The sequence below is a fragment of the Halopiger aswanensis genome, assembly GCF_003610195.1.
Taxonomy (GTDB): Archaea; Halobacteriota; Halobacteria; order Halobacteriales; family Natrialbaceae; genus Halopiger; species Halopiger aswanensis.
In genome coordinates, this window is the sequence record NZ_RAPO01000004.1 from 501,360 (window position 1) to 527,537 (window position 26,178).

Genomic DNA, 26,178 nt, shown 5'->3' on the forward strand with positions numbered 1-26,178 from the left:
TGAGAGGGGACACGCAGGACAACCGCTTCGCACCTCGCCTCTGCACTCGAGCGACGATTTCACATATCCACGTCCTCGAGAACAGTCGCATCGGTACTGAGAATTCGCAGATCGCCGTTCCCGCACGTGCAACCGGTAGCCCGTTCGCTCCCGATCGGTCGTATTTCACCGTCGGGACCGAGCCGTACTGCGTGAGCGGTCCCGCAATTCTCACACACTGCCGCTGCCCGTTGTCGCTCGCCCTCGTCGACCATACGATTGCGTTTTATGTGATTATCTGAGTTAAAACCCTCTTACAACAGTCGAGAGATAGTAACTCGCTGATTTGTTTCGGGCGTAGGGAGCGGCCGCGTTGATCGAGAGGTGGTCGTTAGTAGCCGAAGCGGTCGCGGACGAGAACGACCGTCGTCCGCCCCTCCTCGAGTTCCTGCCGGAAGATCAGCTGTTTGGCGATCGCGGACTCGACGCCGTAGGCCTCCTTGGCGCGCTCGTTCTCGAGCGGGTAGGCGACCGACTCCAGGCGGTCGAGCGCGTCGTCGAGCGTCGGGACGATCTTATTGGCGCCGCTGACGATGACGACGTTGCCGGCGGCGAAGGGGTAGGCACCGACGCGGCTACCGGAGCGGTCGGCGGCGACGAGCTCGCCCGTCTGGGCGATCGCGTTGATCCCGCCGAGGAAGTAGTCGGCCGTCTGGGACTCGCGGCGTGCGGCCTGCCGTTCCGCGTCGTCGTCGATGCTCCAGATTTCGTCCGGAAGGCTCTCCCACTCGTGGTCGCCCTCGCCGAGGTACTCGACGAAGCCGATCTCCTCGAGGGTCGTCGAGTGGCCGTTCATCACGGACGCTCCGGCGGGGATGAGCGACTGTACCTCCGTGAGTGCCTCGTCAGCGGAGTCGACGACGATGACCTCGAACCCGTTCGCTTCCAGGTTCGCGACGGTCTCCTCGAGGTCGTCGTCGGTCGGCAGTTCGTCCAGCGATTCGTCGATAGCAGCCTCGTCCGCGTAATCAGATTTTTGCTGTGACATATTCGATGGCGGTTGTGTCGACATCGACTGATAGTCACAGCTTGGCCATAAGTGCTCGCGGACACCGGTGTCGGCTACTAACACCGGTGTTACCCGCCGTTTCGAGTCATACTACCGCAACGGTGTCGCATACTGAGCGAAAGTAGCGACCCGACTGTGCTCTCAGAGCGACTGGGACGGTTCGCTCGAGACCGTCCCGTCGGCGACGTACTGCTTCGCCAGTTGCTCTTCGGCACGTCGAAGTCGGTAGGTGAGCGTCGATCGCGGGACGTCGAGGTGGTCGGCGAGGTCACCGACATCGACGTCCCGCGGGGATTCGTAGTACCCGTGTTCGACGGCTGCCCGCAACGCCGCGTCCTGTTCGGGCAAGAGTTCACCGTCGCCCGCGGCCGGTTCGCTTCCCGACGGTTCCGCCTCGGCCGTCCGGAGCATCTCCATTCGCGCGCAGTCGCCGACGGCCGCCTCGAGCTCGTCGAAGAACGCGCCGACGTTACCCTCGCCGGAGTGAATGAGCCGCCACGTGTAGTGGCGTCCCTCGTGGCGCGTCTCGAAGAGAACGCCGGTGCCGAGGTGCTCGAGCGCGATGTGGGGGACCGAGGCGCAGTCGGGCGTCCGTTCCCAGTAGGAGTAGAGTACGAGCGTGTCGTCGGCGTGTTCTAAGACCTGGGTGGTCTGGACGGCGCCGCAGTCGCCGGTCGCGAGACAGTCGGCGTAGTAGTCGGCGGTGATGAACGCGTCCTCGATGGCCGCGAGCGCGTCCGGATCGCCCGTCGCGTGATCGACGCGCCAGAGCCCGTCCATCGTGGCGTGCAAGGACAGCGAACGGATCCGAGCGTCGGGGTGGTCGGCGAGCGTATCCGCCACCCTGTTGCAGCCGGGTTCGTACTCGAGAGCAAAGACGAGTTCGCGCATACTCGAGATACGTATTACCGACGTAAAACGGTAGGGAGCGACGCTACCGTGATGGTCCGCGCTCGGACGGTCGGGTTTGCGCCCGGACTCTCAGATTACGTCGTCGGGATCGTGGATCTCGGCCATGCGCTGGGCTTCGGCCGCGTACTGCGCTTGCTGGTCGGGGTCGTCGACGGTTCCGAGATTGGTCGGCGGAACGTCGACGGCGGCGGTCGTGTCGCGAATATCGGTAAACGAGGTCAGCGCTCGTTCCTTGCGGAAGTATCGATCCCCGTCAAGCGTGGCGTAGGTGAGGATGATCATGTTCTGCTCGTCGTCGGAGTAGGTCCGCTCGACGAGCCACACGCGAACGTCGTCGGTATCATCGCCCGTATCGGTTCCCATAGTCGTCTAGTCTTCAGTATCGGTAGTGAAAGTGACGACGACTGCTGTCACAGGGGGATACCTGCTGCAAGTGATTCACCACCGGCCGGCGACTCGAGTGAGTATCACGTACCGCCGCGGGTGGTGTGCGTTGACGCCCTCTCGAGCACGCCGCTGGCAGTGGAATTCTCAGATCGGAACGGCTTAGTTCAATTCGCCGAACAATCACGTATGCAGGCTGAGAGGATCGATCCGCAGGCGAAGGCCGCCCTGGAGCGCCAAGAGCGAATTCCGATGCCGCACAACCGGTACGGATTGAAATTCCTCAGACTGCTCAGCCGCGTGACCTCGCGGATCCAGAACCGAAACGGACCGAGCGTCGGGCGAACGATCGACCGGACGATTCCCGGCCCCGACGGCGAACTCGAGACGCGACTCTACCTCCCGGCTGCGAGCGGACCGTACCCGACGGTCGTCTTCTTCCACGGCGGCGGCTTCGTCCTGGGGAGCATCGACACGCACGACTGGCTCTGTCGGCACCTCACTCGAGAGGGCGGCTGTGCCGTCCTTTCGGTCGACTACCGACTCGCCCCCGAACATCCCTTCCCGGCGGCAGTAGAAGACGCCTACGGTGCCCTCGAGTGGGTGGCGGCGAATCCGGACGCGGTCGGCGGAAACGGACGGATCGCGGTCGCAGGTGATTCGGCCGGGGGAACCCTCGCCGCCGTCGCGTCGCTCATGGCTACCGAACGCGACGGGCCCGAGATCGACTATCAGACGCTGCTCTATCCAGCCATCGGTGTCGACCGAGAACAGGCGTCCGTGCAGGAACACGCCGGACTCGTCCTCGACGAGGCCGACATGGAGTGGTTCAACGAGTGCTACTACCGCAACGAGATCCACCGACGCAACCCCTACGCGGACCCGTCGAACGCCGACGACGTCTCCGGGGTGGCTCCGGCAACGGTCGTCACCGCCGGCTTCGACCCGCTCCGGGACGGTGGGAAGGCCTACGCTGAGCAACTCGTTCGCGACGGCGTCCCGACGCGCTACGAGAACTACGAGGACATGGTCCACGGCTTCATGACGATGCGCGACGTCGACCGCGCGCTCGAGGCGATTGCGTCGGTCGGCGACGACCTTTCCGAAGCCCTCGAGGGCGACTACGGGAGTTGAACGAGCGGCGACTCGACCGTTTAATACGGGTCGGCCAGCCCTCGATCGTGCGTGGATGGGCGAGCAATGTGTCCCCTACTGAAAGAATCAGTACGTCCGTGGTGGTCGCTCGAGAATCTCGAAGATTTCCCGTGCTCGATACTCGCGGTTCCGTTCCTTGCCGGTCGTTTCCTCAAGTACTCCATCCTCCTCGAGCCGATCGATCGCTCGGTAGGCGGTTGGACTCGTGACATCGAGTAGTTCTTCGACAACACCGGCAGTAAGATACGGCTGGTCGAAGAGCTTACGCGCCAATTTCGCATAGGCAGCAGAGATGTCGCCGTATTCGGCTTCGTACGCTTCCTGTAAGGTGTAAAGCTCCTGAGACCGGAGCAGAGATTCTTCTGCCTGATATCGGAGCCCTGTCACGAAGAACTCGATCCAGGCCTCCCATTCCCCGTACTTCCGGACAGCGTTCATCCGATCGACGTACGTCTCTTTATATCGGTTAAAATACTCACTGAGGTAGAGTGTCGGGTGCTCGAGGTAGCCGTGATCATACAGTTGTAATGTGATCAAGAGGCGTCCGAGTCGACCGTTTCCGTCCCCGTAAGGGTGTATCGTCTCGAACTGATAATGCGTGAGTGCAATATCGATAACGGGATGGTAACTCCCGTCGGTTCGAATATACGTCATCAGCGCATCCATCAACCCGTCGACGGCGCTCGGAACGGGAGGAACGAATTCACCGAGGTGATTCGGAACCGTCTTGAATTCGCCAATAGTGTCCGTTTCTCTGCGGTCTTCGGGGACGTCCGTCAGGAGTATCGTATGGAGCGTATGCAGAAGGTCGATGGAGATCCCATCATCGTGATCGAGCGCGTTGATTCCGCTTTTCAGCGCCCGCTCGTAGTTGAGCACTTCCTGGACGTCTTTCGTCTCGTCTATCGCTGCTGCTTGCTTATCGGTTGCCCCGGACCGGTCCAGTGATCGAGTTTCGAAACTGTAGAGCGCATTGTAATCGATATCCGCGCCCTCAATTTCGGACGACTCCATCGCTTCTTTCCGGAGTAACGACGTGTACAACACAGGTGCAAAATCCGCGGTCAGACTGAAGCCGCTGAGTTTTCCCAGCCAAAACGTCGCTTCCGAAAGCGTGTCATAGAACTCTTTCTCGAACTGTAACTCAGCGTCAGGTGGAAGGGGATCGGGATTGTAATATGGACGCCGATCATACGGGATGAGGCGCCCGGGGGCGTCGTCAGGTAATTCTTGGAGAGCCATTTGTGACTACCACGGAATCGATTCCAGTGTTAGTTAAATCTAGTGCCCTCGAATGTAATCTATGGTGTGGGGAGACCGAACTGTCCACAATCACGGCGCAAATTGTTACGGATGGGACATCGATACCTGTGAGAACGTTCTCGTCGAACGGACGTACCTGGACCGACGACTATGGTTCGATACTCAGTACGAAAGTGCATTCCGAGGTTCCGGGGTAGAGGGACGGCCAACTGATGGTGACGGTGACGGATCGCGGTACTGCCGACGGCAGACTGGGTTATCGGAACCGTCTACCGCATCCACCCCTGCTATTACGGTCGCTCGAGCAGCCGTTCCTGCGTCTGAATCGGACCGAGCGAGCCGCCGGATTGGGCGATATTGAACGCCATCATGAGGTCGGTTCGTGAGATCAGGCCGGCGAGTTCGTCGTCGACAGTCATGACCGGGATGCGACCGACGCCGTGTTCTTGCATCGTCTCGAGCGCGTCCATGACCGGCTGGTCGGGACGCACCGTCGGGACGTCGCCGGCCTCGGTCATCACGTCCTCGACGCGGTAGGCGTCCCGTTCGACCTCGCGAACGGACTGGGTGTCCTCGAGAGTGACCATACCGGCGAACCGGCCGTTTTGCAACACGGGGTAGCCGACGTGGCGTTCCCGGAGCATTCGGTCCAGAAGGTCGGCGATCGTCGTCTCCTGAGTGACGGTCTCGAGGTCGGCGGCGGGGGTCATGATATCGCGGACGGTGACGCCCTCGAAGGCGGCCTTCAGCGCCGTCTGCTGGGCTTCGCCGGAGGCGCCCATGTAGATGAAGAAGGCGAGCGCGATCATGATGAGATCGAAGGCGACCAGACCGAGGAGGCCGAGCAGCACGGCGAATCCCTTCCCGACGGCCGCGGCGATTTCCGTCGCGCGGACGTGGGTCCGGTTCCGAGCCAGCAGCGCGCGCAGGACCCGGCCGCCGTCCATCGGGAATCCCGGGAGCATGTTGAAACCGGCGAGCGCGACGTTCATGAGCGCGAGATAGCCCGCGACGAAACGGGCTGCCGGCAGATCTGCGGGGAGTGCGACGAAAACGACGTACGAGACCACGCCGACGGCGACGCTGACGATCGGCCCGGCGACCGCGACGGCCAACTCCTGGCGCCAGTCCTCGGGCATCTCGGTAAACTGGGCGACGCCGCCGAGCAGCCACAGCTTGATGGACTCGATCGTCAAGCCGTAGTGCAGCGCCACGACCGAGTGACCGAGTTCGTGCAACAGAACGCCGACGAACAGGCCGACGGCTGCGGCGAGACCGAGCAGCCACGGCGTCGATCCCTCCGTGAGCGCGCCGGTCGAAGGGGTTGCCTCCGGAAGAATCCCGAGAATGTCGATCCAAAACTCCACTTGCGAGCCGATGATCCAGGCGAACAGCGGCAGGACGAGCAGAAACGTCAGGTCGAGCTCGATCGGAATCCCGAAGATCCGACCGATGCGGAAGCTTGCCATAGCGTCCGGTAGGGAGTCGTGGCTGTTAAACCGTCTGTCTTGTCTACCCGGATTCAGATTTGAATCCGAATCTCGGGTTGCTCGAGAGCGCTCAAACCGCTTCGACGCGCTCGAAGAGGTACGTGCCGACGGCGACCGTGATGGTCGACGAGAGTACGAGCGCACCGAAGTCGACGGCGACCGGATACGCCGAGGTGCCGACGAGCACCGCCCGCAGGCCGTCGACGCCGTAGGTCAGCGGGTTCGCGAGTGCGAGTAACTGCACCGGTCCCGGAAGGCTCTCGAGCGGGAACAGCGCGCCCGAGAGAAAAAACAGCGGGAAGATAACGAACTGGACGACCAGTCCGAACCCTTCGCTATCGTTGAACTGCGAGGCCAGCGCCACGCCGAACCCGACGAACGTGACCGCGATCAACACCATGAACACCGCGGCGAGCGGGATCGACAGCAGGCTGCTGAGGGGGAACCCGAGCGGGATCGAGAGCAGCAGGATGAGCGTCGCCTGCACCAGTGCCGTCGTCGACCCGCCGGCGATACGCCCGAGGACGATCGACGTGCGGCTGACGGGGGCAACCAAAATCTCCTTCAGGAAACCGACGTCCTGATCCGAGAGGATCGACAGGCCCGCGAACGATGCACCGAACAGCATCGTGAACCCGACCATGCCGGGGACGAGGTACTCGAGGTAGTCGACGCCCTCCGGGAGCCCCGGGACGGCGGCGCCGCTGAATCCGAATCCGAGAAAGACCAAGAACAACAGCGGCATCGCGATCGAGCCGATGATTCGGGAGGGCGCCCGCAGGAATCGCTTGACGTCCCGCAGCCAGAGCGCGTAGACGCTGCGCGCGTCGACGAGTTTCATCGGTCGTCCTCCGTCGTGGCAGTGCGCCGTCGACGTTCCGCTCCGTCTCGCCGGCTGCCGGCCGTGCGGCCCACCGTTGTGTCGCCGTCCGCATCGACTGCCGACGAGCGGTCGCCGATCGTCGACCCCGTCAGCGAGAGGAACACGGTCTCGAGGTTCGGTCGGTGAACGTCGATCGACGCGATCGGCGCGTCGACCTCGTCCGCCAGCCGCACGAGATCGGCGATGCGCTCGGCGCCGCTGTCGACGGTGACCCGAACGACGTCGGCATCGCCGTCGGTCGCATAGTCTGTGACCCACGGCCGGTCCTCGAGTTGCCGAGTGAATGTCGCGGTGGGGCCGTCGACGGTCAGGGAAACGACGTCGCCGCCGAGCGACTCTTTGAGCGCGTCCGGGGTATCGATAGCCGCGATATCCCCGTCGTCGACGATGGCGACCCGGTCGCAGAGCTGTTCGGCCTCCTCTATGTAGTGGGTCGTCAGGACGATCGAGACGCCGGCCTCCGCGTTCATCCGCTGGATGTACTCCCACGTGTCGCGCCGCGTTCGCGCATCGAGTCCGACGGTCGGTTCGTCGAGGAAGAGCACCGACGGCTCGTGGAGCAGTCCGCGGCCGATCTCGAGGCGGCGCTTCATGCCGCCGGAGTACGAGCCGACGGGCTGGTCGCGCTCGGCCTCGAGGCCGACGAGGTCGAAGATCTCGTCGATGCGCTGGCGGCGAGTGTCGCCGTCCATGCCGTACAGCCGAGCATGCAAGGCCAGATTTTCTTCGCCGGTCAACTCCTCGTCGAGTGCGGGTTCCTGGAAGACGATGCCGAGACTGTTCCGAACGGCGGCGGTTTCCTCGAGGATATCGTGCCCGTTTACCGTCGCCGTTCCTGCAGTCGGCCGGAGCAGCGTAACGAGCATGTTGATGAGCGTCGATTTCCCCGCGCCGTTGGGCCCGAGCAGTCCGAACAGTTCCCCGTCCTCGACGCGGAACGAAAGCTCGTCGACGGCGACCGTCTCGCCGAACGTCTTGGTGAGGTCGTCGACCTGTATCGCTACCATAGTTGTGATTGTTGTATTACATTAGTTCTCCGACACTGAAGTGCGTGCCGGACGGCCCGAATCGACGGGCTCAATCGCTCGGCGAGAAATCAGCGTTCAGGAGGTGCGTCTGGACGTACTGCTCGAACGCAGCGCCCGCACCCTCGACGACCGCATCGGAACCGGTGGCCCGCTGAAACATCGTTCCGGTCGTCACGATCATAAGCAGCGCCGCCGTTGCCTCCGGGTCGACCGCCCGGAACACACCGCGGTCGATACCGGTCCGGATCGTCTCCTCGAGGTACGCTTTGATAGAACGGTCGGTCCGTTCGAAGTATTCCCGGAACGCGTCGTCGTGGGCCGCTTGAGCACGGAGTTCGACGAGCGCCTTCGTGAAGTCGAGGTTCGCTTCCGGGCCGCCGAACTCGAAGTCGCCGCTACAGATGTCATCGATGTGTTCGTCGTAGCGCTCCTCGTCTTCCGCCGGAATCTCCGATTCGAACTCCGCCAGCATAAACTCGAGAAAGTCCAGCAGGAGATCGTCCTTACTGTCGTAGTGGTGGTACAGCAGCGATTTACTCTTCGAGAACTCGTCTCCGATCCGCTGGATCGTCAGATCGCTGTAGCCGTGTTCACAGAGCGCGACGTACGTCGCCTTCATGATCGCTTGCTGCGTGTCGTCCGGCTCCTCGAGGAACGGTGGCAGCTGCGTCATGGTGCTCGCCGCTCGCGGTGGTCGGGTGTGTTGCTGGTTCCCCGGTTCCATTGGTGATCCCGATGTGCTGCCCTGCAACCCGTCATAACGGCTACCGAATACGGACGCCGGCTATAAAAACTGATTGAATGTTCGGTCTAGGTCCGCTCACAGCTGGAGAGATTGAAGGACATCACATTACAGACGGGGTATCAGGAACGCACTACGTGCTAGTTGAATAATTAGTCGAGGGTTAGTTCAAAAGTAAACTCTCGATTTGTGACGACTTGCAGCGGCCGAATCTATACGCATCTGTCATCTACCGGAGAAACACCAACCGGTAATCCGAGAAGAAGATTTATTCACACTGAACAGTTAGTCAGCATATGCCTCGCTCGGTATCACAGAAGCGACCGTGGCTTGCAGCACTCCTGGCCGCACTCGTCACCGGATTCGGGCATCTGTACCTTCGACGGTGGCGACGCGCGGTCGGCTGGCTCGTCCTTTCGGTCGCCGCGACCGCGCTCTTTGTCGATCCGGCGGCGATCGACGAAATTCTGGCCGGAACCGCGACCCCCGACGTGTTGCTCGCAGTCGCACCGTCGTTGTTCATTACCGGACTCAGCGTTATCGACGCCTACCTCCTCGCTCGCGCCCACGTCGTCCAGTCCCAGCCACCCGTCGAGGGCGCCGCCGATACCGACGACGCGATCTCCTGTCCGCACTGCGGGAAAGACGTCGATCCCGAACTCGACTTCTGTCACTGGTGTACGACGCGGCTCGACGATCTCGAGCGCGAGCGATCCGACGAGATTCGGGAGCCGTAGCGCCGCTCTACCGCACTACTGACCGTCAGCTACCAACACGTTCGATACGTATTCTGCAGCAGTCCGTCGCGCCGTCGTCAACGCAGCCTCATCGTCGAAGACGACCGCTCGAGTCCGGGCGCCGTCGACGATCGTCATGAGCGCTCGGGCAGCGTGGTCGGCATCGACGTCGGTAAAGACGCCGTTCGCGATTCCCTGTTCGATCACCGTCCGAAGGAGGTAGCAGACGTACTCGTCGTTCTCTCGAAACCGCTCCCGGAACCGCTCGTTGTACGGCGCCTGGCTCCGCATCTCCAGCATCGCCACGAGGAGGTCCCGATGATCTTCGGGATCGACGAGGAGTTTGTCGAGCAGTGCCCGCAGGCGCTGCTCGGAATCGGTCGTTTCGACCTCGTGGACGGCGTCCTTGAACCGATCGAGGACGTAGTCGAGAAACGCCGCGAGCAGGTCTTCCTTCGTGTCGTAGTGGTAGTGGATCGCCGCGGTCGATTTCCCGTACTCGTCGGCGATCCGCTGAATCGTGAGCTCGGCGTAGCCGTACTCGCAGAGCGCACGGTACGTTGCCCGCATGATTGCCTCGTTCGGATCGGAACTCGACTCGTCGGACGGTGCTGCCATTGTTACTCGTTAGTTAGCTGGCTCGCGGATAACGGTTGCGTCCGTACCGCACCCATATACCACGTATTGGTCCTATACAATACGTTCACGGACTAATGCGTCCGATCAGCCCGAGCGGCTACCCCTTCCAGAACGCTTTTGACTGATCAGTCAGTAAGTTCGGTGAGACCGATATGGAGTACCCGCTATCCAACTCGCTGTACGTACCGCGGCCCTCGCGCCTCGAGGTGGTCGCCTAATGGGCGTCCGCCGGTTCGTCGACTCGCTGCTCAAGGGTCCCGAGGAGTTCGACCTCACGTCGGGCGGCATCGGGAAGCCGCTGTTCTACCTGTCCCTGCCGATCGTCATCATGAACCTGTTTCAGGTGATGTACAACCTGGCCGATACCTTCTGGCTCGGCCGCCACAGTACGGTGGCGCTCTCGGCGATCAGTTTCGCCTTCCCGATGGTCTTCCTGATGATCTCGCTCGCGCTCGGACTCTCCGTCGCCGGCAGCGTCCTCGTCGCCCAACACATCGGGGCGGGCAATCGCCGCGACGCCGAGTACGCCGCCTCGCAGACGATAAGCTACGCCGTCCTCGCCTCGCTGGTGCTCGGTGTCCTCGGGTACGTCTTCGTCGACGAGTTCCTCGTGCTTCTCGGCACCGGCCCCGACATCTCGCCGCTGGTGGCCGACTACATGCGCGTGTTCTCGGTCGGCCTCGTCGCGGTCTTCGGCTTCGCCGTGTTCATCTCGCTCATGCGCGGCTACGGCGACACGGTGACGCCGATGTACGTGATGGCCGGCTCCGTCGTCCTGAACGTCGTCCTCGATCCGATCCTCATCTTCGGCTTTCAGGACAACCCGCTGTTCGGATACGTCGGTGCTGGCGGCCTCGAGGCGTCGCTGCTCGGGATGACCGGCTACACGGGCTCGGGAATCGCCGGTGCTGTGATCGCGACCGTGTTCTCGCGGGCGCTCGCATTCGTCGTCGGGCTGGCGATCATGTTCCGCGGGGATCGCGGCGTCCGGATCAGCCTCGCGGACATGGCACCGGATCTCTCGTTCGGACGGCGGGTTGTCGACATCGGGCTGCCGGCCTCTATCGAGGGGACCGCCCGATCGGTGTCGATCAACCTCCTGCTGTTCGTGCTCGCCGTCTTCCCCGCGGAGATCAGTGCCGCGTACGGGATCGGGACGCGGATCTTCTCGGTTGTCTTCCTACCGGCGCTGGCGGTCTCACAGGGCATCGAGACGATGACCGGCCAAAACATCGGCGCCGGCGAGGTAGACCGAGCCGCCGAAACGAATCACTTCGGCGCCCGCGCCATGCTCGCCATCCTGACCGGTGTCGGCCTCGTCACGCTGGTAGCTGCGCGACCCGTCGCCTCGATCTTCACGAACGATCCGGCGGTCATCGCCGAGAGCGCGACGTTCCTGCGCTACGCCGCCCTGACGTTCGGCTTCATGGGCGTCATGCGCGCTTACACCGGTGGATTCCGCGGCGCCGGGAAGACGATCTACGCGGCCGTCATTTCGGTCGTAACGCTCGGCCTCGTTCGGTTGCCGATCGCCTGGATCGGTGCGTCGACGATCGGTCCCGCCGGACTCTGGATCTCGTTCCCGATCTCGAACGCAGTCGGGGCGATCGTCGCGTCTCTGTGGTTCAAACGCGGTACGTGGCGAAAATCCGATCTCACCGGCTCGAGTTCCGGACCCGATGTCGCCGGACCGAGCGCTGCGTCGACGGACGATTGACGGCCGATCCGGCATCACCGAAACGGCCACACCGGAATCGGCTTTATCGGCGTGAGTGTGCTAGCTGGGGGCACGGAATGCTTCCAATCCCGCTCGAGCTGTTCTGTCTCCTTATCGTCATCTCTCTCGTCGCCGGGATCGGATGTACGACGACTGGTGCGGGTGGAATACTCGTTACGATCTCGCTCTACGTGTTCACATCGCTTTCATCCGCGGAAATCGCCGGGACTGCACATATTGTCTTCATCGCTGTCGGGATCGTCGGGGCGATTGGGTTCACGCGGTCGGGTGAACTACTCGGGACCGACGGACGTGCGTTAGCGGCGATTCTCAGCGGAACGAGCATCCTCGGCGCCCTCACTGGCGCATATGTGAACGCCTACATCTCACACCAGTTGTTCAGCATTCTCCTCGGCACGCTGACGGTCATAATCGGCAGTGTGCTGTTCTACGGGCAAATCCGCGATCTCCCAGCCGTCGTTACTGTTGACGTCAGTGTGACGAGCGGCCGTCTCGCGTTCAGTGGCGTCGGCTTGTTTCTCGGACTTACCTCGGGAATTGTGGGTATCGGTGGCCCGATACTTGCAGTCCCAGTACTGGTGACGCTGGGTGTTCCACTGTTACTGTCTTTAGGCGTGGCGCAGGTGCAGGCGATTTTCATCTCGGGATTCGCGGCGAGCGGATACGTTCTACAGGATGCGATCTCGCCGTTCTTCGCGACCCTCACGACGGTTCCGGCTATCATCGGGGCCGTAAGTGGTTGGGTCCTCGCACACCACGTCGATCCCGATCATCTAGAACTGGTTCTCAGTATCGTACTGCTTCCGTTGGGACTGTACTTGCTCACGTAGTCCAAGCCGGTATCTACTATCGACTTCTCTGCAGCAGCATCGTTGCCCCTGAGCGGCGGGTCGATCCACACTCGTCTTCGTACTGCTAACTGCGATGGGCTGGGAGCTGCTCGAGTGTGCCGCCAAAAGCAAAAGCCGAAAGCCGAAAGCGAGTTGCGAAGGCGCTTTCGCAATGCGTGGGACAGACCACGGCAAGTGGGCTTGGTGGGTGGAAGGTGGGTGGTGCGTGAATCGGCTGAGGGTGCGGCCACTGTTCCTGACCGCACCCGTCATTTGGCGGGGGTGAATAATAAAGCGCGGAACGCGCTCCTACATTCTGGGAATGGTCGAAACCGGCCCGCTACGAGCGGGCCTCGGCGAGTAAGCCGTTGGCCGATCGGCACTCGTAATCGAGTGAACCGTAGTTCGCGTCTGCGGGCACGAAACGTCGTCGCTACTGACGGTCTCGGAATCCACCCCGGTTCTCCGTTACGGGAGATACGTTTCTTCACACTGTCTACACACCCACAGTCCGTACGCCTCCGTCGTGAGTGTCCGTACGCGACAGAGTTCGCATTCCTGTCGATTCCGGATGCGCTCTAGCATATCGGCGACGGTCGTCCGCCGCGTCGACGAGACATCTCGGGGCTGAAATCCGGGAACCATAGCACCGTAACTAGCGAATCCGGTGGAAAGAGGGTTCACCCTTCGTCGTCACGCAGACGCGGTGAAGTACCTCGGGGACAAGCCCCGAGCCGCTCGTCCTGCACAGCCTGTAGAGCACTCGAGGTTCAGATTTCGAGCCGGCGGGTCAAACCTCGAGTTCGAAGTTCGCGAACCGACCGACTACGAGGTAGAGATAGCCGATTGCCCCGAGGAGTGAGAGGCCGATCCCGAACGATCGGACGAGTTCGAGTTGACCGGCAATACCGAGACCCTGTGCGGCGACACCCACAGCTAGCGCCCCGATCGTCGCCGCGACGCCTCGAGCCGTCGCGCCGGGGACCCGACCGGTAGCGACTGGGAAAAACTGGAACGCGTAGCCGGTGATCGTCAGCGGGAAGAACCCAGCGAGGACGAACGTTCGGTGTAGCAGGAGCGCGTTTCGGACGCCGTTGCCGAGCAGAAGCGATCCCGACGCCACAACCGCGAGCACTCCTGCCAGAGCGCCGAACGCGATACCGGAGAGTTCGACGCGCGAGCGATCGGTCCGGACTGCGACGAACGCGATGACCGCCGCGTAACAGCCCATCGCAACTGCCGCCGACCCGGCGCCGATCCGAAACCACGGCCCCTGCCAGCGGACGGTTCCGAGCAACCCTGGAGCGACCACGCCGGACAGGAGAAGGAGCCAGACGAGCGACCGCGGCGGCGTGACGTGGTAAAAGCCGACCAGTAGTCGAGCGCCGAGTGCGAAGACCAACAGGGCACCGAACCCGATCGCGTAGTAGTGGCTCACCTGCGCCGGTCGGATCGAGCCGTCCGTAAGTCCGAGCAGTGGCGTCACCTCGAGGAGAGCGATCGTCCCGACGAGAAGATAGCCGACCGCGACCGGGAGTACGGCTGTCGCGAGTCGCGTCGACCGCTGCGGCCGATCGCCGAACCGGAGGACGGCCGCCGGCTCCGTGACGAGAACTGGTCCAATCGTCGCGAGCAGTGCGCCGACGAACGTCGCGACGCCGAGCGCCCAGAGGGCCGCGCCGGCGGTAAACAGCGTCCCGATGCCGTCGCGAATCCATCCGCCGACGATCAGGGCGGCGCCGAGATATGCGAGCCCGAAGTGAAATCCGGCGAGTCGGTAATCCACGAGCGTTCGACCCGCGTACGCCGGCAGGAGGAGATACCCCATTCCGAAGATCATCGGACAGACGAAGCCGAACAACCCGATGAGGACGGCCGTTCGGTGGCCTGTGCCAACGAGCGGCGCCGGAAGAAACGCGACGAACGCGCCGGCACTGGCGATCGTAAACCGCTGCGTCCACCGTCGGAGACCGGCCGACCCCGCATTCATCTCGATCCTACTCCGTCACGTGGGCGCCATCGTTCAAGTAACTTGAGCGGCACATATACGGACCGACGCATCGAGTAGCTGAGAGAGCGAGAGCCAGGTCATCGTCTTCGGTATCGGACCCGATAGCAACGCATCGAGCGCTTCTGTTGGGCCTTCCGGAGGTGGGTACGGAACGTCGGCGGGGCGTTTCCAGAACGTCTTCCTGTCGAGCTATCTAACATCGACGCTCCCGTCTGCCCACACTGTGACGACCCGCCCGCAGTATCCAAATTCGACGAACCCCGATCCCCGCTCGTGCGTCGACGTCGGTTCGAACAATCTGTCCAACGCGTCCGGATCGATCACATCCGCTAACAGACACTCGAGGTCGGCCGGGTCGACACCGCTTTTCGCCGCGACCGCCTCGACGACAGCGACGCTCGGCGGTTTTTCAACCGAATCGTCTCGCGGCATTCCCCTACTTACGGCAGTTTTCGACCGTCTCCGACAACGTCGACACGTCAACGAGTTCGGTCGGGTCCGGTAACGCTTCGGCGAGGAGTTCCAGAAGCGGGGTGAACGTAACGTCCCCTTCGTCTCGATCCCACTCGACGACTCCCGAGTCGGAAAGCATCGGCAGATGAACGTGCTGCAACTCGAGGAACGCATCGTGTTGTTGGTCGGTAGTTACGTCTTCGCTCGGAATCCCGCGTTTGAGTGCGGCGAGCTCGGCAGCTAACCGAGAAACCGGTACTCGATCACGGTGAGCGAGGAGGTACTGAAGCGCGTGTCGACGGGACGCGTCGGCCAAGATTACGTAGACCGTATCGAGGAACTCGGGGCTCTCCAGTCGGTCAACGCTGAGTCGTTCAACCATGATCCGTAATGGAGTAGAACTCCGAAAGCCTTCGCTCCGTACTACTCATGGCCTTTATCTTCGTAGTACTGCTTGACCTGAATATCGGCATTACGGGTTTCCGCTTCCGGATTGAAGCAACGCGGCGCGAAGGACTTTGTCCGCTCCTCGACGCACCCGTTCGGAGAGTGCCTGCACTGAGACGTCGAGTTCTGCAGCGAGTTCGGCGTACTCGACTTCCCGAGGGACTTTGAAGTAGCCGCGCTCGACCGCGAGCGCGAGCGCTTCGTGCTGTGCATCGGTCAGATCGAAGTCGTGACCGTTGGGTGGACGCTCGGCGAGCGAGGAAACGCGGTTGAGCCGATATGTGATATTGTGTTCGGCACAGTACCGGTTGAACCGAGCGAGTCCGGAGTGATCCTCAAACCGAATTCGAAATAACCACTCCTCGTCGCTGTGCGCCTCGAGTATCGTGGCATTGGTGTTCGTGATCCCGGTAATCAACTGTTCGGCCGGATCTTCCCACACGATCTTGTAGAGCGCCCGATCGTCGTACTGGTCGAGGACGGAGATCGATTTGACGTTCGGACTCTCCTCCATCGCGGTCTCGAACGTCTCGAGATCGCTCCCGTAGCCCCAGATATAGGGCATGATCCGTTTTTCGGCGGGTACCACACGTTCGAGTTCGACCGAGAGACCGTCGTGTTCGGCGATGATCTGCCCGAGGAGAAATTGATCGGCTTGAATCGAAATTTCGGCGATAATAGTCATGGGGTGGATAGGCGTCACTAGGTAATAGACGCTCCTCACTCGCTCAGATCGATCACTTCGCGTTCGTGCTCGGTCACCTCACTGATATTTTATCTCGTTGTAAGCCGTCTGTACGTGTGATGAGTGCACATACCACATCCAATCAGAAGTACGACGTCGATCTCGGTAAACTGGGGGCGAAACTGGAGATCGCTCGGACTGAAAACGAGGCGGACGTCGCCATCGTCGAACATACGCTTCCGCCGCACACGCTCGCCGCCCCACTCCACCGACACAGTCGCGAAGACGAGATCTCTTACGTACTGGAAGGTGAGATGACCGTGCTTGCTGGCGACGAAATCTGGACCGTCCCTGCGGACGAAGCTACCGTCAAGGGCCGAAACGTCTGGCACACCTTCTGGAACGCAACCGACGAACCGCTCCGGTTCCTCGAGATCATCGCACCCGGCGAGTTCTCCGAGTTCTTTGCAGAGATCGCACGCGTTTACCCGGTCGACCCCACGGACGAGGAGGCGCTCGCTCGCTTCGAAGAGATTTGCGAGCGGTACGGCTTCGAGGCCGACTTGGAAAGCGTTCCGACGCTCTGCGAGGAGCACGGACTCCAGATATAGAGAGACTATCGACCCAGCCTCAAGGACTCTTCTTGTATCTCACCCCTATTTTTGACCGAGTCAGGAAGTAAGGGATGGCCGACACAGATCAGTGCGTCGCTCAACGGGTGAGAGAAACATATAGCCATTTAGTGACAGAGAATCGGTTATCCATCTGTTTGCAACCGGTGACTCGCTATCATCGGCTGCAATTAGGTCGTGTACTGGGGGAATTGCACTAGATACCTATGTCTCGATTCGTCCCGTCCCAGTACGTAGGACGACTAACTATGACAACAGGGACTCGTACGCCAGCAGAATCGATTGATGAAGAGAAACTAGATGAACTCGTCGGAACGACCGTAAACGACCTCGGCGGTGCGGTCCAAGCTGCGCTAGCCGAGATCGGCGACCGGCTCGGTCTCTATAGAGCAATTGCCGACGCCGGCCCGCTCACGTCCGTCGAACTGGCCGAACGGACCGATACTGCGGAACGCTACGTCCGCGAGTGGTTGCGCGCACAAGCCGCTGGCGGGTACGTGACTTATGATCCCGAGACTGAACGCTACAGCCTCTCTCCAGAACAGAGGGCCGTGTTAGCTGATGAGGATAGTCCGGCGTTTATGCTAGGCGGCTTCCAGGGGATGAACACCGTCCTTGCCGACGTGCAAGACGACATCGAAGCGGCATTTCGGACGGGCGATGGTGTGGGATGGCACGAGCATCATCCAGAACTGTTTCCAGCCACGGAGCGGTTCTTCAAACCCGGCTACGCGGCCAGTCTGGTAAGTGAGTGGCTTCCATCACTGGAGGGAGTAGATACAAAGCTGAAAAACGGCGCACGCGTGGCCGACGTCGGCTGTGGCTACGGCGCAACGACGATCCTCATGGCCGAGGGGTATCCGGACTCGACGTTCGTCGGCATCGATTATCACGACCACTCGATAGAGATGGCGCGCGAGCGCGCCAATGAGGCCGGTGTCGGCGACCGCGTTGACTTCGAAGTGGCGACAGCTGAGGAGTACAACGGAACGAAATACGACCTGGTAACCATATTCGACGCCTTCCATGACATGGGTGATCCCGTCAGCGTAGCGGCGCACGTTCGGGAGACGCTCTCCGACGATGGGACGTTGATGTTGATCGAACCGTACGCCAACGATCGAGTCGAGAACAATCTAAATCCGGTTGGGCGAGTATTCTACGGCTTCTCGACGATGTTCTGTACGCCGAACTCGCTCGATCAGGGCGGAAATCCTGCACTCGGTGCACAAGCGGGCGAGGAACGGCTGCGCGAGGTGGTTACCGAAGGTGGTTTCACCCGATTCCGGCGGGCGGCTGAAACACCGTTCAATCTGGTACTCGAAGTCAGGCCGTGATGGTATCCCCGCCTTCTGAACGAGCGGTCGGGAGAGATCGCCCAAAACCTCGCTCAGTACCCGATCGGTGCGAATGCGAACTCATCGCGACTCCCGAAAATGGCTGCTCGCGAGGTCAACAGATCCGGGAACAGATATCATGACCTTGGCAACGGTACCACGTTACAACAGTAACCAATCGGGAAAGAGGCGGGGTAACGCGGTGGTGAGTGGAGCGAGTATGGCCGGGCTACTCGCAGCTCGCATTTTAGCTGATAGATTTAGCGAAGTCACGATCATCGAACGAGATCAACTGCCCACCGAGCCCGTTGTACGCCGAGGAGTACCCCAAGGCGCGCATCCTCACGCACTACTCGAAGCCGGGCGGGCAACGCTGGAAGACCTGTTCCCCGGGTACGGCGAGGATCTCGTCTCGGCCGGAGGCGTCGCCGTCGATTTCGCCAGCGACGTGAATTTCTACAGTGAAGGTGACTTCCTCGCTCACGGACGAACGCCGATGGAGACGTACTCCGCAACCCGACCCTTGATCGAGCAGATTGTCAGACAACGCGTTTCCGATCTCGATGGCGTTCACATTCGCTCGGGTTGCCAGGTCAACGACTATCTCCTTGACGACACGGCGACGACCGTGGAAGGCGTGGTTATCCGTGACGGTGGTGATCGAGCGGAAATCGCCGCCGACCTGGTTGTGGATGCCACCGGGCGGACGAGTCGCACGCCGGCGTGGCTCGAAAACCACGGCTACACGCCGCCGGAGCTAGAGGAGGTGCACATCGACGTGGCCTACAGCACCGCGTTTATCGAGCGACCTACCGACGACCTCCGCACATTTCTCGTTCCACCGTCCGCACCGCACACGCGCGGCGGCATGGCTGCACCTGTAGAAGGAAACCGCTGGGTGGTGAGCGTGCATGGCGTCCACGGTGACCACCCCCCAACGGACTCGGATGGATTCGTCGAATTCGCAGCGAGCCTGCTGACCCCTGAGGTAAAGTATCTCCTCGACGACCATCGACAGGTCTCCTCGGCCATCGAGCAGTATCCGTTTCCGACCAATAGACGGTACCGCTATGCGGACCTTGATCAGTTCCCCGAAGGATTGATCGTCATCGGAGACGCGATTGCGAGCTTCAACCCGATCTACGGACAGGGCATGTCAGTAGCGGCGCTGGAAGCACTCGTGCTTCACCACGCGCTGGCTACGGACAGCACTGAGGGCCTCGCGCTTCGGTTTTTCGATCGCGCCGAAGAGGTGATCGACACGGCGTGGCGGTTGGCGGTAGGCAGTGACTTCGCGTTTCCGCAGACAACCGGCCCAAAACCGCGTGGCACTGACGTCATCCGATGGTATCTTTCCCGGCTGACTCAGAAAGCCCACACCGATAGCACGCTGTCCAGCGCGTTCTTTCGGGTGCTGACGATGGAACAACCACCGTCCACGCTACTACGTCCGGAAAAAATGTGGCACGTGTTCAAACCGACCGGCTGAACTCGCCTGCCATCAGGTAGTGACCGTCACCGGCTAGTGCTTATTCGTGGGCGAGTCACTCTGTTTCAATCCGGTGGATCACCTCGTCATCATAGCTGGATTACCATTCATAGGTCATGCTATATTCTACCCTCCCAACCACGATAATCCTCCACCGGTAGCCAAACCTGCCTGTCGAATCGGGGTGTCCTCGATGAGGCGGAATATTCGGTTCACCACCGACCGTATAGAAGTAGTTCCCTCCCTCTTTCTGTCATCTATTCACCGTCGCCGGAGGATTGGATCTGGCGGTACTACAGCGGCCCTGGTGGAGAGACTACAAAATAAGGTTGTTACTCGAGCGAAGTCGAGAAGAGGTTCAGTCGCGAACTGAACATCGACGCGTCTTCGCTGAGCGTTTCACTGTCATCGACACTAAGCGCCTGTCCGCGAACGAACAGAACCGTCGTTGGTTCTAACGGGCCGCTGTCGCTCTGATTCCGGACGACGTAGCCGTCGTACTCGTCGGGTTGGGGAATCTCGGGAACGGTCTCTCCCTCGCTGGTCTGAAGCAGTCGCACCGACGTTGCCTGCTCGAGTTGGGAGACGACGTCGAACGTTGCGCCGGCTTCGTAATCGTAGGTGAAGAGCAGGACGCGCGCGTCACCATCTTGCACCATTATTCTCCGCCTCCGTTCTCAGTGGGAGTCTCGTTCGTCGTCTGATTCCCCTCGGCTGCCTGATTGTCTCCCGGGCCGCCACCGTCGCCCAGTGACGTAGTGAGAAGGTTCAGGTCGGAACTCAGCACCGATGCCTCCGGTCCGATCGTTCCGCTGTCGCCGCGGCTGAATCTGTCACCGCGCACGAACAGGAACGTCGTGATCCCTGCTCCCTGGCCGATATCGTACCGGATGACGTGTCCGGTCCATTCGTCGGGTTGGGAGATCTCCGTCACCGGTTCGTCATCGACTTGCAGGATGTCGACCGTCGTTCCTTGCTGAAGCGGGTCAATGACGTCGAAGTTCGCTCCGGGGTAGTAACTGTCCGCGAAGACCGCGACCTGCTCTCGCTGGGCCGCGACCGTTGCCGTGCCGAACGCGCCCGTTCCGAGCGTCAGCGCCCCCGCAGCAAGGGCGCTCTTCGCCACGAACGATCGCCTCGTGTCACCTGTCGTTTCTTGTTCACTCATGCTCCCCTCATTTCGGTATCATGAATCGGCAACCCGCTGCTGCCGCCTCACAATCGCATCTGTGTGCTTATGCCAGAGGTCGCTACCTCGCAGCGAGAGGAGATACGAGCGGGAGGGTTAGATAGGCACCCTCTGGCAATCGAGCATCCACTGACCACCTCACAGCCACTAAATATCGGTCAGTCTTTGCTCCAAGAAGTCCGAATCTATAGATAACGGAGTAGATAGGAACGACACCTTTTGGAACTCCGAATCAGTCAGGAGAATGCTTTTCCGAGCAAGTGAACGACTAGAGGTGGGACAGATTCCAGAACGCACGAGGTCGACAAGCAATAAAACCGCTCGGCCGGTCCGTTACCGCGCGTTTTCGATTTCTTCTAATGCTTCTGGATTCTCAATAGAGGAGAGATCACCAAAGTCTTCGCCGGTGTAAGTTGCCTCAACCGCTCGACGGATGATTTTCCCGGATTGAGTCTTGGGAAATTCGTCAACGAACAGTACTTCCCGGGGACGGAACGGTTTGCCGTGTGCTTCGCCGACGAGTTCACGGATTTCTTCCCGGAGTTCGTCGCTTTCTTTGATACCGCCCTCAACAACGACATAGAGGACGACAGCAGTACCGGTGGTGTCATCGGGGACGCCGACAGCAGCTGCCTGGTTGACGACCTCATGTTCTATGGCAGCACCTTCGACTTCCGCAGGACCGACTTTCCGGCCAGCTACGTTCAGCGCATCGTCAGCCCGACCATGGAGGAACCAAAATCCATCTTCATCCTTTTGAGCCCAGTCGCCGTGATCCCACAAGTCATCCCACGTGCTCCAATACTCGTCGAGGTAACGTTCATCGCCACTCCACAGCGACTTGGTCATCGACGGACACGAATCTCGAGCCACCAAGTATCCACGCTTGTTATCCTCTTTGACGGAGTTCCCCTCGCTATCGACGATGTCAATGTCCATTCCGAGACCGGGACCACCGAGCGTGCAGGGTTTAAGGGACTGAATGGGCATCGGCATGAGGAAACAGCCGCATATTTCGGTACCACCGGAGATGTTAATGATGGGCGTCTCACCGTTTCCGACGTTCTCGTAGAACCACTGCCACGATTCGGGGTCCCACGGCTCACCAGTTGAGCCTAACAGTCTGAGACTGGAGAGGTCGTGTCCCTCGAGCCACTCATCGCCTTGCTTGCGGAGCGCCCGGATGGCAGTGGGGGAGATGCCGAACTGGGTGAGTTTATGCCGGTCGATCATCTCCCAAAAGCGGTCGGGGTCAGGGTAGTCCGGAGCACCCTCGTACATGAAAACGGTGCCACCGAACGTGTGGTTGCCGATGAGCGTCCACGGCCCCATCATCCAGCCGATGTCGCTGACCCAGAAAAAGCGATCGCCGGGTTTGAGGTCGAACCCGAAGTGTAGTTCTTTCGCACACTGTATCTGGGCACCGGCATGGGTATGGACGATACCCTTGGGCTTGCCCGTCGTGCCCGACGAGTACAGCAACATCGACTCCTGATCACTGGGCAGTTCTTTGGTGTCATACTCGTCGCTTTGCGATTCGACGGCGTCGACCCACCACTCATCGCGACCCTCAGTCATCGGTGCGGTGACGTCGCCGCTCTCCTCGCTGGCCCCCAGCCGCTCGTAGACAATGACGGATTCGACGTTTGTGTCGGCCTCCTCGATCGCCTTGTCGGCAGTCCCTTTGAGCGTCACCGGATCACCGCGGCGGCGGAAACCGTCACCGGTAAACAGCACTGAACACGCTGGATCCTCGAGGCGGGTCGCAGTCGCGTCGACACCGAAGCCTGAAAAAATCGGAACGGCAACCGCTCCGATCTTGAAGCAGCCGTAGAGAATCGAGATGACTTCCGGCACCATCGGCATGTAGAGCCCGACGGTGTCGCCCGTTTCGACGCCGCGCTCCGCCAACGCGTTCGCCACCTGATTGGCCTGCCGATGAAGTTCGTGGAAGGTGACTTCCCGGATCTCGCCGTCTTCACCCTCCCAGATGCAGGCGACCTTGTTCCGACGCTCGTTATCAATTGCGGCATGGCGGTCAAGGGCGTTGTGCGCGATGTTGATGGTTCCTTCGGGGAACCAATCGGTGAACTGTGGGCCCGCTGTATCGTCTCGAACTTTGGCATACTCCTCGTAAAACTCGATATCGAGGTACTCAACTAACTCGTCCCAGAACCACTCGACGCCGGACTCCTCGACGCCCTCGATCTCGGTCGTCGTTCGTTCAATAAGCTCATCGTAGTCGGCGATGTCGTACGTCTGCATGAACTCCCAGACGTTCGTCGACTCGACGAACTCCTGACTCGGTTCGTGAACTATCCCGTCAATATCGACCGTCGTATCTGTCATTGGCTGGTGATCGTATGATTATCGGTTGGCTATCGGTACTACTCGTAGGTGTGGGTGTACCCACCATCCCACAGCAGGTCGTTACCGTTGAGGTGGCGAGCGTTTTCCGAGAACCCGAAGGCGAAAAGATTTCCAACTTCGACGGGTTCCATCATCTCCTTCGTTCGGGCCTGACCGAGCATCACGTCCTCGACAACCTCGCGTTCAGTGATGCCGCGACTCTCGGCTGAATCCTCGATCTGGTTCATGACAAGCGGCGTCTTTACGTAGCCGGTGCTAATCGAGAACGAGCGGTTTTCACCCTCGCCTTCGGCGGCGATCGACCGCGTGAGTCCCCGGATCCCGAACTTCATCATGTTATACGCGACCTTATCGCGAGTAACGTAGTGGCCGTGAACCGACGCCATATTCCCAACGACACCGCCGCCGGTCTCCCGCATACGGGGCAGACAGAGCTTCGACAGATAAAGCGGCGCGCGGAGCATCACCTGGTGCATCATATCGTAGGTATCCATCGGGAAGTCCCCGATGGAGTCGATGTGTTGCATCCCCGCTATGTTCGCGAGGAACCGGATATCTCCCAATTGGGCCGCCTCCTCGACGACCGCGTCCATCTCATCGTCGTCGGTGAGGTCACCCGGAAGTGCGTGGATCTCTCCCTCGACAGCTACCTCCTCAGCCTTCTCGAGCGTTCCGTCAAGGCCGGCCTCGTCGACGTCGGTCGCGACAGTTGTGAGTCCGTTTTCGGCCAGTACGATGGCGGTCGCGCGGCCGATCCCCGACGCTGCGCCCGTGACGATAGCGACGTTGTCGGCGGTAAAGCGATCGTCCTCGATCTGCATGATGTCCGACCGCTTCAGCTCGGCCGGCTCCACACTGTCTTCTGACATCGCCCGCAACTACTTCATCTATCAGGATATATCTTATTATATGAATACTGGTAGCTATTCCAGTTTCGAACCATACATTTCAGTAACGGCCATAAAATGCTCCTAGATGGTTTCTTACCGGCTTCTTCAAACTCAACAGTCAGAATTACATATATGTAATTTTATTTTTTGCCAATATTGTATGTCTGGGTATCAATATTCATCCGAGGCCTGTCGTCAAATCTTCAGGAAGACGACGATCAGGTTGATCAACACCATCGCGACGAACCCGACCAACCAAAGTGGTATTTCCATCCGGTATCACCTCCTTAGAGATCGAACACTGGCTCGAGTTTGTCCGGCATATTTTCGCCACTGGCTCCAGTGGTGACGAGCGATACACCGACTGTCACGACGACCGCAGCGACGATCGCGATGAAGTAGAAGTCCATCCCGATCGGGAATTCGAATCCAATCTGAGTCGCGATCAGTAGCACGACGTTCAGGAGGACCGCCGTCAACAGGCCGGCGATGACCCCCTCGCGGCTGCAATCCTTCCAGAGAAGGCCGATCACGATGGCGGGAAACGTCCCGCTGACGAAGGTACCCCAACCGAAGGTACCGAGGATCGCCACGAGGTGGCCCCCGTACAGCCCGAATAGGACCGAGATAACGCCGATGACGAGCGTCGTGATACGTCCGACCCACGTTTGTCTATTTTCACTCAAATTCCAGCCGAACATCCGGACGAAGTCGCGAGCGATCACGCCCGAAGCCACCGACAGGAAGAACCCGGCGGTCGACATGATCGCCGCGACGAGTCCCGCGTATATGATCAGTTGAATACCGATGTGGAGCTGTTCAACGAACTGCAACGCGGCGAAGTCAGGGTCGGTCATCGGCTCAACCGTTCCGTCGGCGACCAGGTGCAACGCCGCAAAGCCGATCAGCATCCACAGAAGACTGCCAACGGCATAGGTCACGCCGCTGATGAGGCCCACCGTACGGAGCCCCTCAGGGTTGTCGATTGAGTACATGCGTTGGAGTACCTGCGGCTGGCCGACGACGCCGACTGAAAAGACGATGGGCCAAATGAGCAACAGGCCGGGCGCAGATGCCTTCGCGAGCCCGAACCCGTCCAGCATCTGCGGCGTAAACGTCTTCACGATGTCGCCGTTCGACACCTCGCCGGCCGCCGCGGCAGTCATGGTGACTTCGGTCATCCCGCCGGCGACCTGGAAGAAGCCGACGACCGCACCAGCCGCACCGACGAGCATCACTGCGCCAGTGTACGCCCCGGAAAGCTGTGCGGCCGCCATTCCGCCGAAGGCAATGTAGAGGATAATCGCACCGAAGACAATCCAGACGGCGACCTCCATGTTCACCCCGAGCAGCACGGAGAGGACGTATCCCCCGCCCGCAACCTGGGACGCGAGATAGGAAATGCAGGCGATAAAGAGGATCAACGCGAGCAATCCACGGGCCAGCGGGCTCTCGAACCGTTCATCGACGATGTCAGGCAGCGTGCCGATGTCGGCGGCGTCAGCTATCCCGCGGACGCGCTTGCCGACCATCCAGTACGCCATCGCGAACCCGAGTCCCGCTGCAAAGGTCATGTACAGCGAGGACGTCCCCATCTGGTAAACGAGACCAGGGCCGCCGATGAATCCGAAAGCCGACATTATCCCTGACATACTCGCGAGAGTGATCACCGCCGCACCGAACAGTTTCGTCGCGCCGTAGTACTCGTCGGGGTCGGAAATCAGTCGTTCCGCCCAGAGGCCCACGAGAACCGTCGAGATTACAAATAGGATCACGAACACCGTCTGGACGACCTGTACGCCTTCGAGCCACGCTTCGAGTGCCAT

At 60.7% G+C, this 26,178-nt stretch carries 26 protein-coding genes; 7 read left to right on the top strand and 19 right to left on the bottom strand.

Annotation, left to right across the window (positions count from 1 at the left end; genetic code table 11):
* Positions 1–370: 370 nt before the first annotated feature.
* The 3 genes from ATJ93_RS20040 to ATJ93_RS20050 form a co-directional block, all read right to left on the bottom strand.
* Positions 371–1,027: a lactate utilization protein gene (locus ATJ93_RS20040; RefSeq protein WP_120246419.1), complete on the bottom strand. Its 657-nt coding sequence runs from the start codon at positions 1,025–1,027 to the stop codon at positions 371–373.
* Positions 1,028–1,189: 162 nt separating this feature from the next.
* On the bottom strand, positions 1,190–1,939 hold the full coding sequence (locus ATJ93_RS20045; RefSeq protein ID WP_120246420.1) for a helix-turn-helix domain-containing protein: 750 nt from the start codon (positions 1,937–1,939) through the stop codon (positions 1,190–1,192).
* Positions 1,940–2,029: 90 nt separating this feature from the next.
* A complete protein-coding gene (locus ATJ93_RS20050; protein ID WP_120246421.1) occupies positions 2,030–2,323 on the bottom strand; it encodes a hypothetical protein in 294 nt (97 codons plus the stop codon).
* A gap of 210 nt (positions 2,324–2,533) precedes the next feature.
* On the opposite strand from ATJ93_RS20050, the gene ATJ93_RS20055 reads away from it, so the two are divergent.
* The gene (locus tag ATJ93_RS20055) at positions 2,534–3,478 is read left to right on the top strand and encodes an alpha/beta hydrolase (protein WP_120246422.1); all 945 of its coding nucleotides are present in this window, start codon (positions 2,534–2,536) and stop codon (positions 3,476–3,478) included.
* A gap of 87 nt (positions 3,479–3,565) precedes the next feature.
* Here ATJ93_RS20055 and ATJ93_RS20060 read toward each other — a convergent pair whose 3' ends face one another.
* The 5 genes from ATJ93_RS20060 to ATJ93_RS20080 form a co-directional block, all read right to left on the bottom strand.
* Positions 3,566–4,741, bottom strand: coding sequence for a Fic family protein (locus ATJ93_RS20060; protein WP_120246423.1), 1,176 nt, complete (start codon positions 4,739–4,741; stop codon positions 3,566–3,568).
* Between the two features lie 311 nt (positions 4,742–5,052).
* The gene (locus ATJ93_RS20065; protein WP_120246424.1) at positions 5,053–6,231 is read right to left on the bottom strand and encodes a CBS domain-containing protein; all 1,179 of its coding nucleotides are present in this window, start codon (positions 6,229–6,231) and stop codon (positions 5,053–5,055) included.
* Positions 6,232–6,322: 91 nt separating this feature from the next.
* Positions 6,323–7,093, bottom strand: coding sequence for an ABC transporter permease (locus ATJ93_RS20070; RefSeq protein WP_120246425.1), 771 nt, complete (start codon positions 7,091–7,093; stop codon positions 6,323–6,325).
* Positions 7,090–8,142: an ATP-binding cassette domain-containing protein gene (locus tag ATJ93_RS20075; protein WP_120246426.1), complete on the bottom strand. Its 1,053-nt coding sequence runs from the start codon at positions 8,140–8,142 to the stop codon at positions 7,090–7,092. The genes ATJ93_RS20070 and ATJ93_RS20075 overlap by 4 nt, the downstream gene beginning before the upstream one ends.
* A 70-nt stretch (positions 8,143–8,212) precedes the next feature.
* Complete coding sequence (locus tag ATJ93_RS20080) at positions 8,213–8,836, bottom strand: TetR/AcrR family transcriptional regulator (RefSeq protein ID WP_120246427.1); 624 nt, start codon at positions 8,834–8,836, stop codon at positions 8,213–8,215.
* 365 nt (positions 8,837–9,201) lie between these two features.
* Here ATJ93_RS20080 and ATJ93_RS20085 point away from each other — a divergent pair, with 365 nt between their 5' ends.
* Positions 9,202–9,642, top strand: a complete 441-nt coding sequence (locus ATJ93_RS20085; RefSeq protein ID WP_120246428.1) for a zinc ribbon domain-containing protein — start codon at positions 9,202–9,204, stop codon at positions 9,640–9,642.
* Between the two features lie 15 nt (positions 9,643–9,657).
* Here the strand turns inward: ATJ93_RS20085 and ATJ93_RS20090 are convergent, their stop codons facing one another.
* Entirely contained in the window at positions 9,658–10,260 is a 603-nt protein-coding gene (locus ATJ93_RS20090; RefSeq protein ID WP_120246429.1) for a TetR/AcrR family transcriptional regulator, read from the bottom strand.
* A gap of 238 nt (positions 10,261–10,498) precedes the next feature.
* On the opposite strand from ATJ93_RS20090, the gene ATJ93_RS20095 reads away from it, so the two are divergent.
* Positions 10,499–11,998 (top strand): MATE family efflux transporter, encoded by a 1,500-nt coding sequence (locus ATJ93_RS20095; protein ID WP_120246430.1) that lies wholly within the window; start codon positions 10,499–10,501, stop codon positions 11,996–11,998.
* A gap of 77 nt (positions 11,999–12,075) precedes the next feature.
* A complete protein-coding gene (locus ATJ93_RS20100; protein ID WP_120246431.1) occupies positions 12,076–12,849 on the top strand; it encodes a sulfite exporter TauE/SafE family protein in 774 nt (257 codons plus the stop codon).
* 468 nt (positions 12,850–13,317) lie between these two features.
* Here ATJ93_RS20100 and ATJ93_RS24580 read toward each other — a convergent pair whose 3' ends face one another.
* From ATJ93_RS24580 to ATJ93_RS20125, 5 genes are all read right to left on the bottom strand, one after another.
* Entirely contained in the window at positions 13,318–13,494 is a 177-nt protein-coding gene (locus tag ATJ93_RS24580) for an eL43 family ribosomal protein (RefSeq protein WP_120246432.1), read from the bottom strand.
* A gap of 145 nt (positions 13,495–13,639) precedes the next feature.
* Entirely contained in the window at positions 13,640–14,839 is a 1,200-nt protein-coding gene (locus ATJ93_RS20110) for a hypothetical protein (protein WP_120246433.1), read from the bottom strand.
* Positions 14,840–15,049: 210 nt separating this feature from the next.
* Positions 15,050–15,292 (bottom strand): HalOD1 output domain-containing protein, encoded by a 243-nt coding sequence (locus tag ATJ93_RS20115; RefSeq protein ID WP_120246434.1) that lies wholly within the window; start codon positions 15,290–15,292, stop codon positions 15,050–15,052.
* A gap of 4 nt (positions 15,293–15,296) precedes the next feature.
* Entirely contained in the window at positions 15,297–15,695 is a 399-nt protein-coding gene (locus tag ATJ93_RS20120; protein WP_120246435.1) for a DUF7344 domain-containing protein, read from the bottom strand.
* Positions 15,696–15,785: 90 nt separating this feature from the next.
* Positions 15,786–16,445 carry a helix-turn-helix domain-containing protein gene (locus ATJ93_RS20125; protein ID WP_120246436.1) on the bottom strand — a complete coding sequence of 220 codons (660 nt, stop codon included), beginning with the start codon at positions 16,443–16,445 and terminating at the stop codon, positions 15,786–15,788.
* A gap of 119 nt (positions 16,446–16,564) precedes the next feature.
* On the opposite strand from ATJ93_RS20125, the gene ATJ93_RS20130 reads away from it, so the two are divergent.
* From ATJ93_RS20130 to ATJ93_RS20140, 3 genes are all read left to right on the top strand, one after another.
* Positions 16,565–17,056 (top strand): cupin domain-containing protein, encoded by a 492-nt coding sequence (locus ATJ93_RS20130; protein WP_120246437.1) that lies wholly within the window; start codon positions 16,565–16,567, stop codon positions 17,054–17,056.
* 269 nt (positions 17,057–17,325) lie between these two features.
* Entirely contained in the window at positions 17,326–18,414 is a 1,089-nt protein-coding gene (locus ATJ93_RS20135) for a methyltransferase domain-containing protein (protein WP_120246438.1), read from the top strand.
* A 139-nt stretch (positions 18,415–18,553) separates the two neighbouring features.
* Positions 18,554–19,903, top strand: a complete 1,350-nt coding sequence (locus ATJ93_RS20140) for an FAD-dependent oxidoreductase (protein ID WP_120246439.1) — start codon at positions 18,554–18,556, stop codon at positions 19,901–19,903.
* A 332-nt stretch (positions 19,904–20,235) separates the two neighbouring features.
* On the opposite strand, the gene ATJ93_RS20145 is transcribed toward ATJ93_RS20140, so the two are convergent.
* The 5 genes from ATJ93_RS20145 to ATJ93_RS20165 form a co-directional block, all read right to left on the bottom strand.
* Complete coding sequence (locus ATJ93_RS20145; protein WP_120246440.1) at positions 20,236–20,562, bottom strand: hypothetical protein; 327 nt, start codon at positions 20,560–20,562, stop codon at positions 20,236–20,238.
* Positions 20,562–21,029: a calcium-binding protein gene (locus tag ATJ93_RS20150; protein WP_120246522.1), complete on the bottom strand. Its 468-nt coding sequence runs from the start codon at positions 21,027–21,029 to the stop codon at positions 20,562–20,564. Before ATJ93_RS20150 ends, ATJ93_RS20145 begins: the two co-directional genes overlap by 1 nt.
* Positions 21,030–21,425: 396 nt before the next feature.
* Positions 21,426–23,441 carry an AMP-binding protein gene (locus tag ATJ93_RS20155; RefSeq protein ID WP_120246441.1) on the bottom strand — a complete coding sequence of 672 codons (2,016 nt, stop codon included), beginning with the start codon at positions 23,439–23,441 and terminating at the stop codon, positions 21,426–21,428.
* Between the two features lie 38 nt (positions 23,442–23,479).
* A complete protein-coding gene (locus ATJ93_RS20160; protein WP_120246442.1) occupies positions 23,480–24,331 on the bottom strand; it encodes an SDR family oxidoreductase in 852 nt (283 codons plus the stop codon).
* Between the two features lie 308 nt (positions 24,332–24,639).
* A complete protein-coding gene (locus tag ATJ93_RS20165; protein WP_120246443.1) occupies positions 24,640–26,178 on the bottom strand; it encodes a sodium:solute symporter family transporter in 1,539 nt (512 codons plus the stop codon).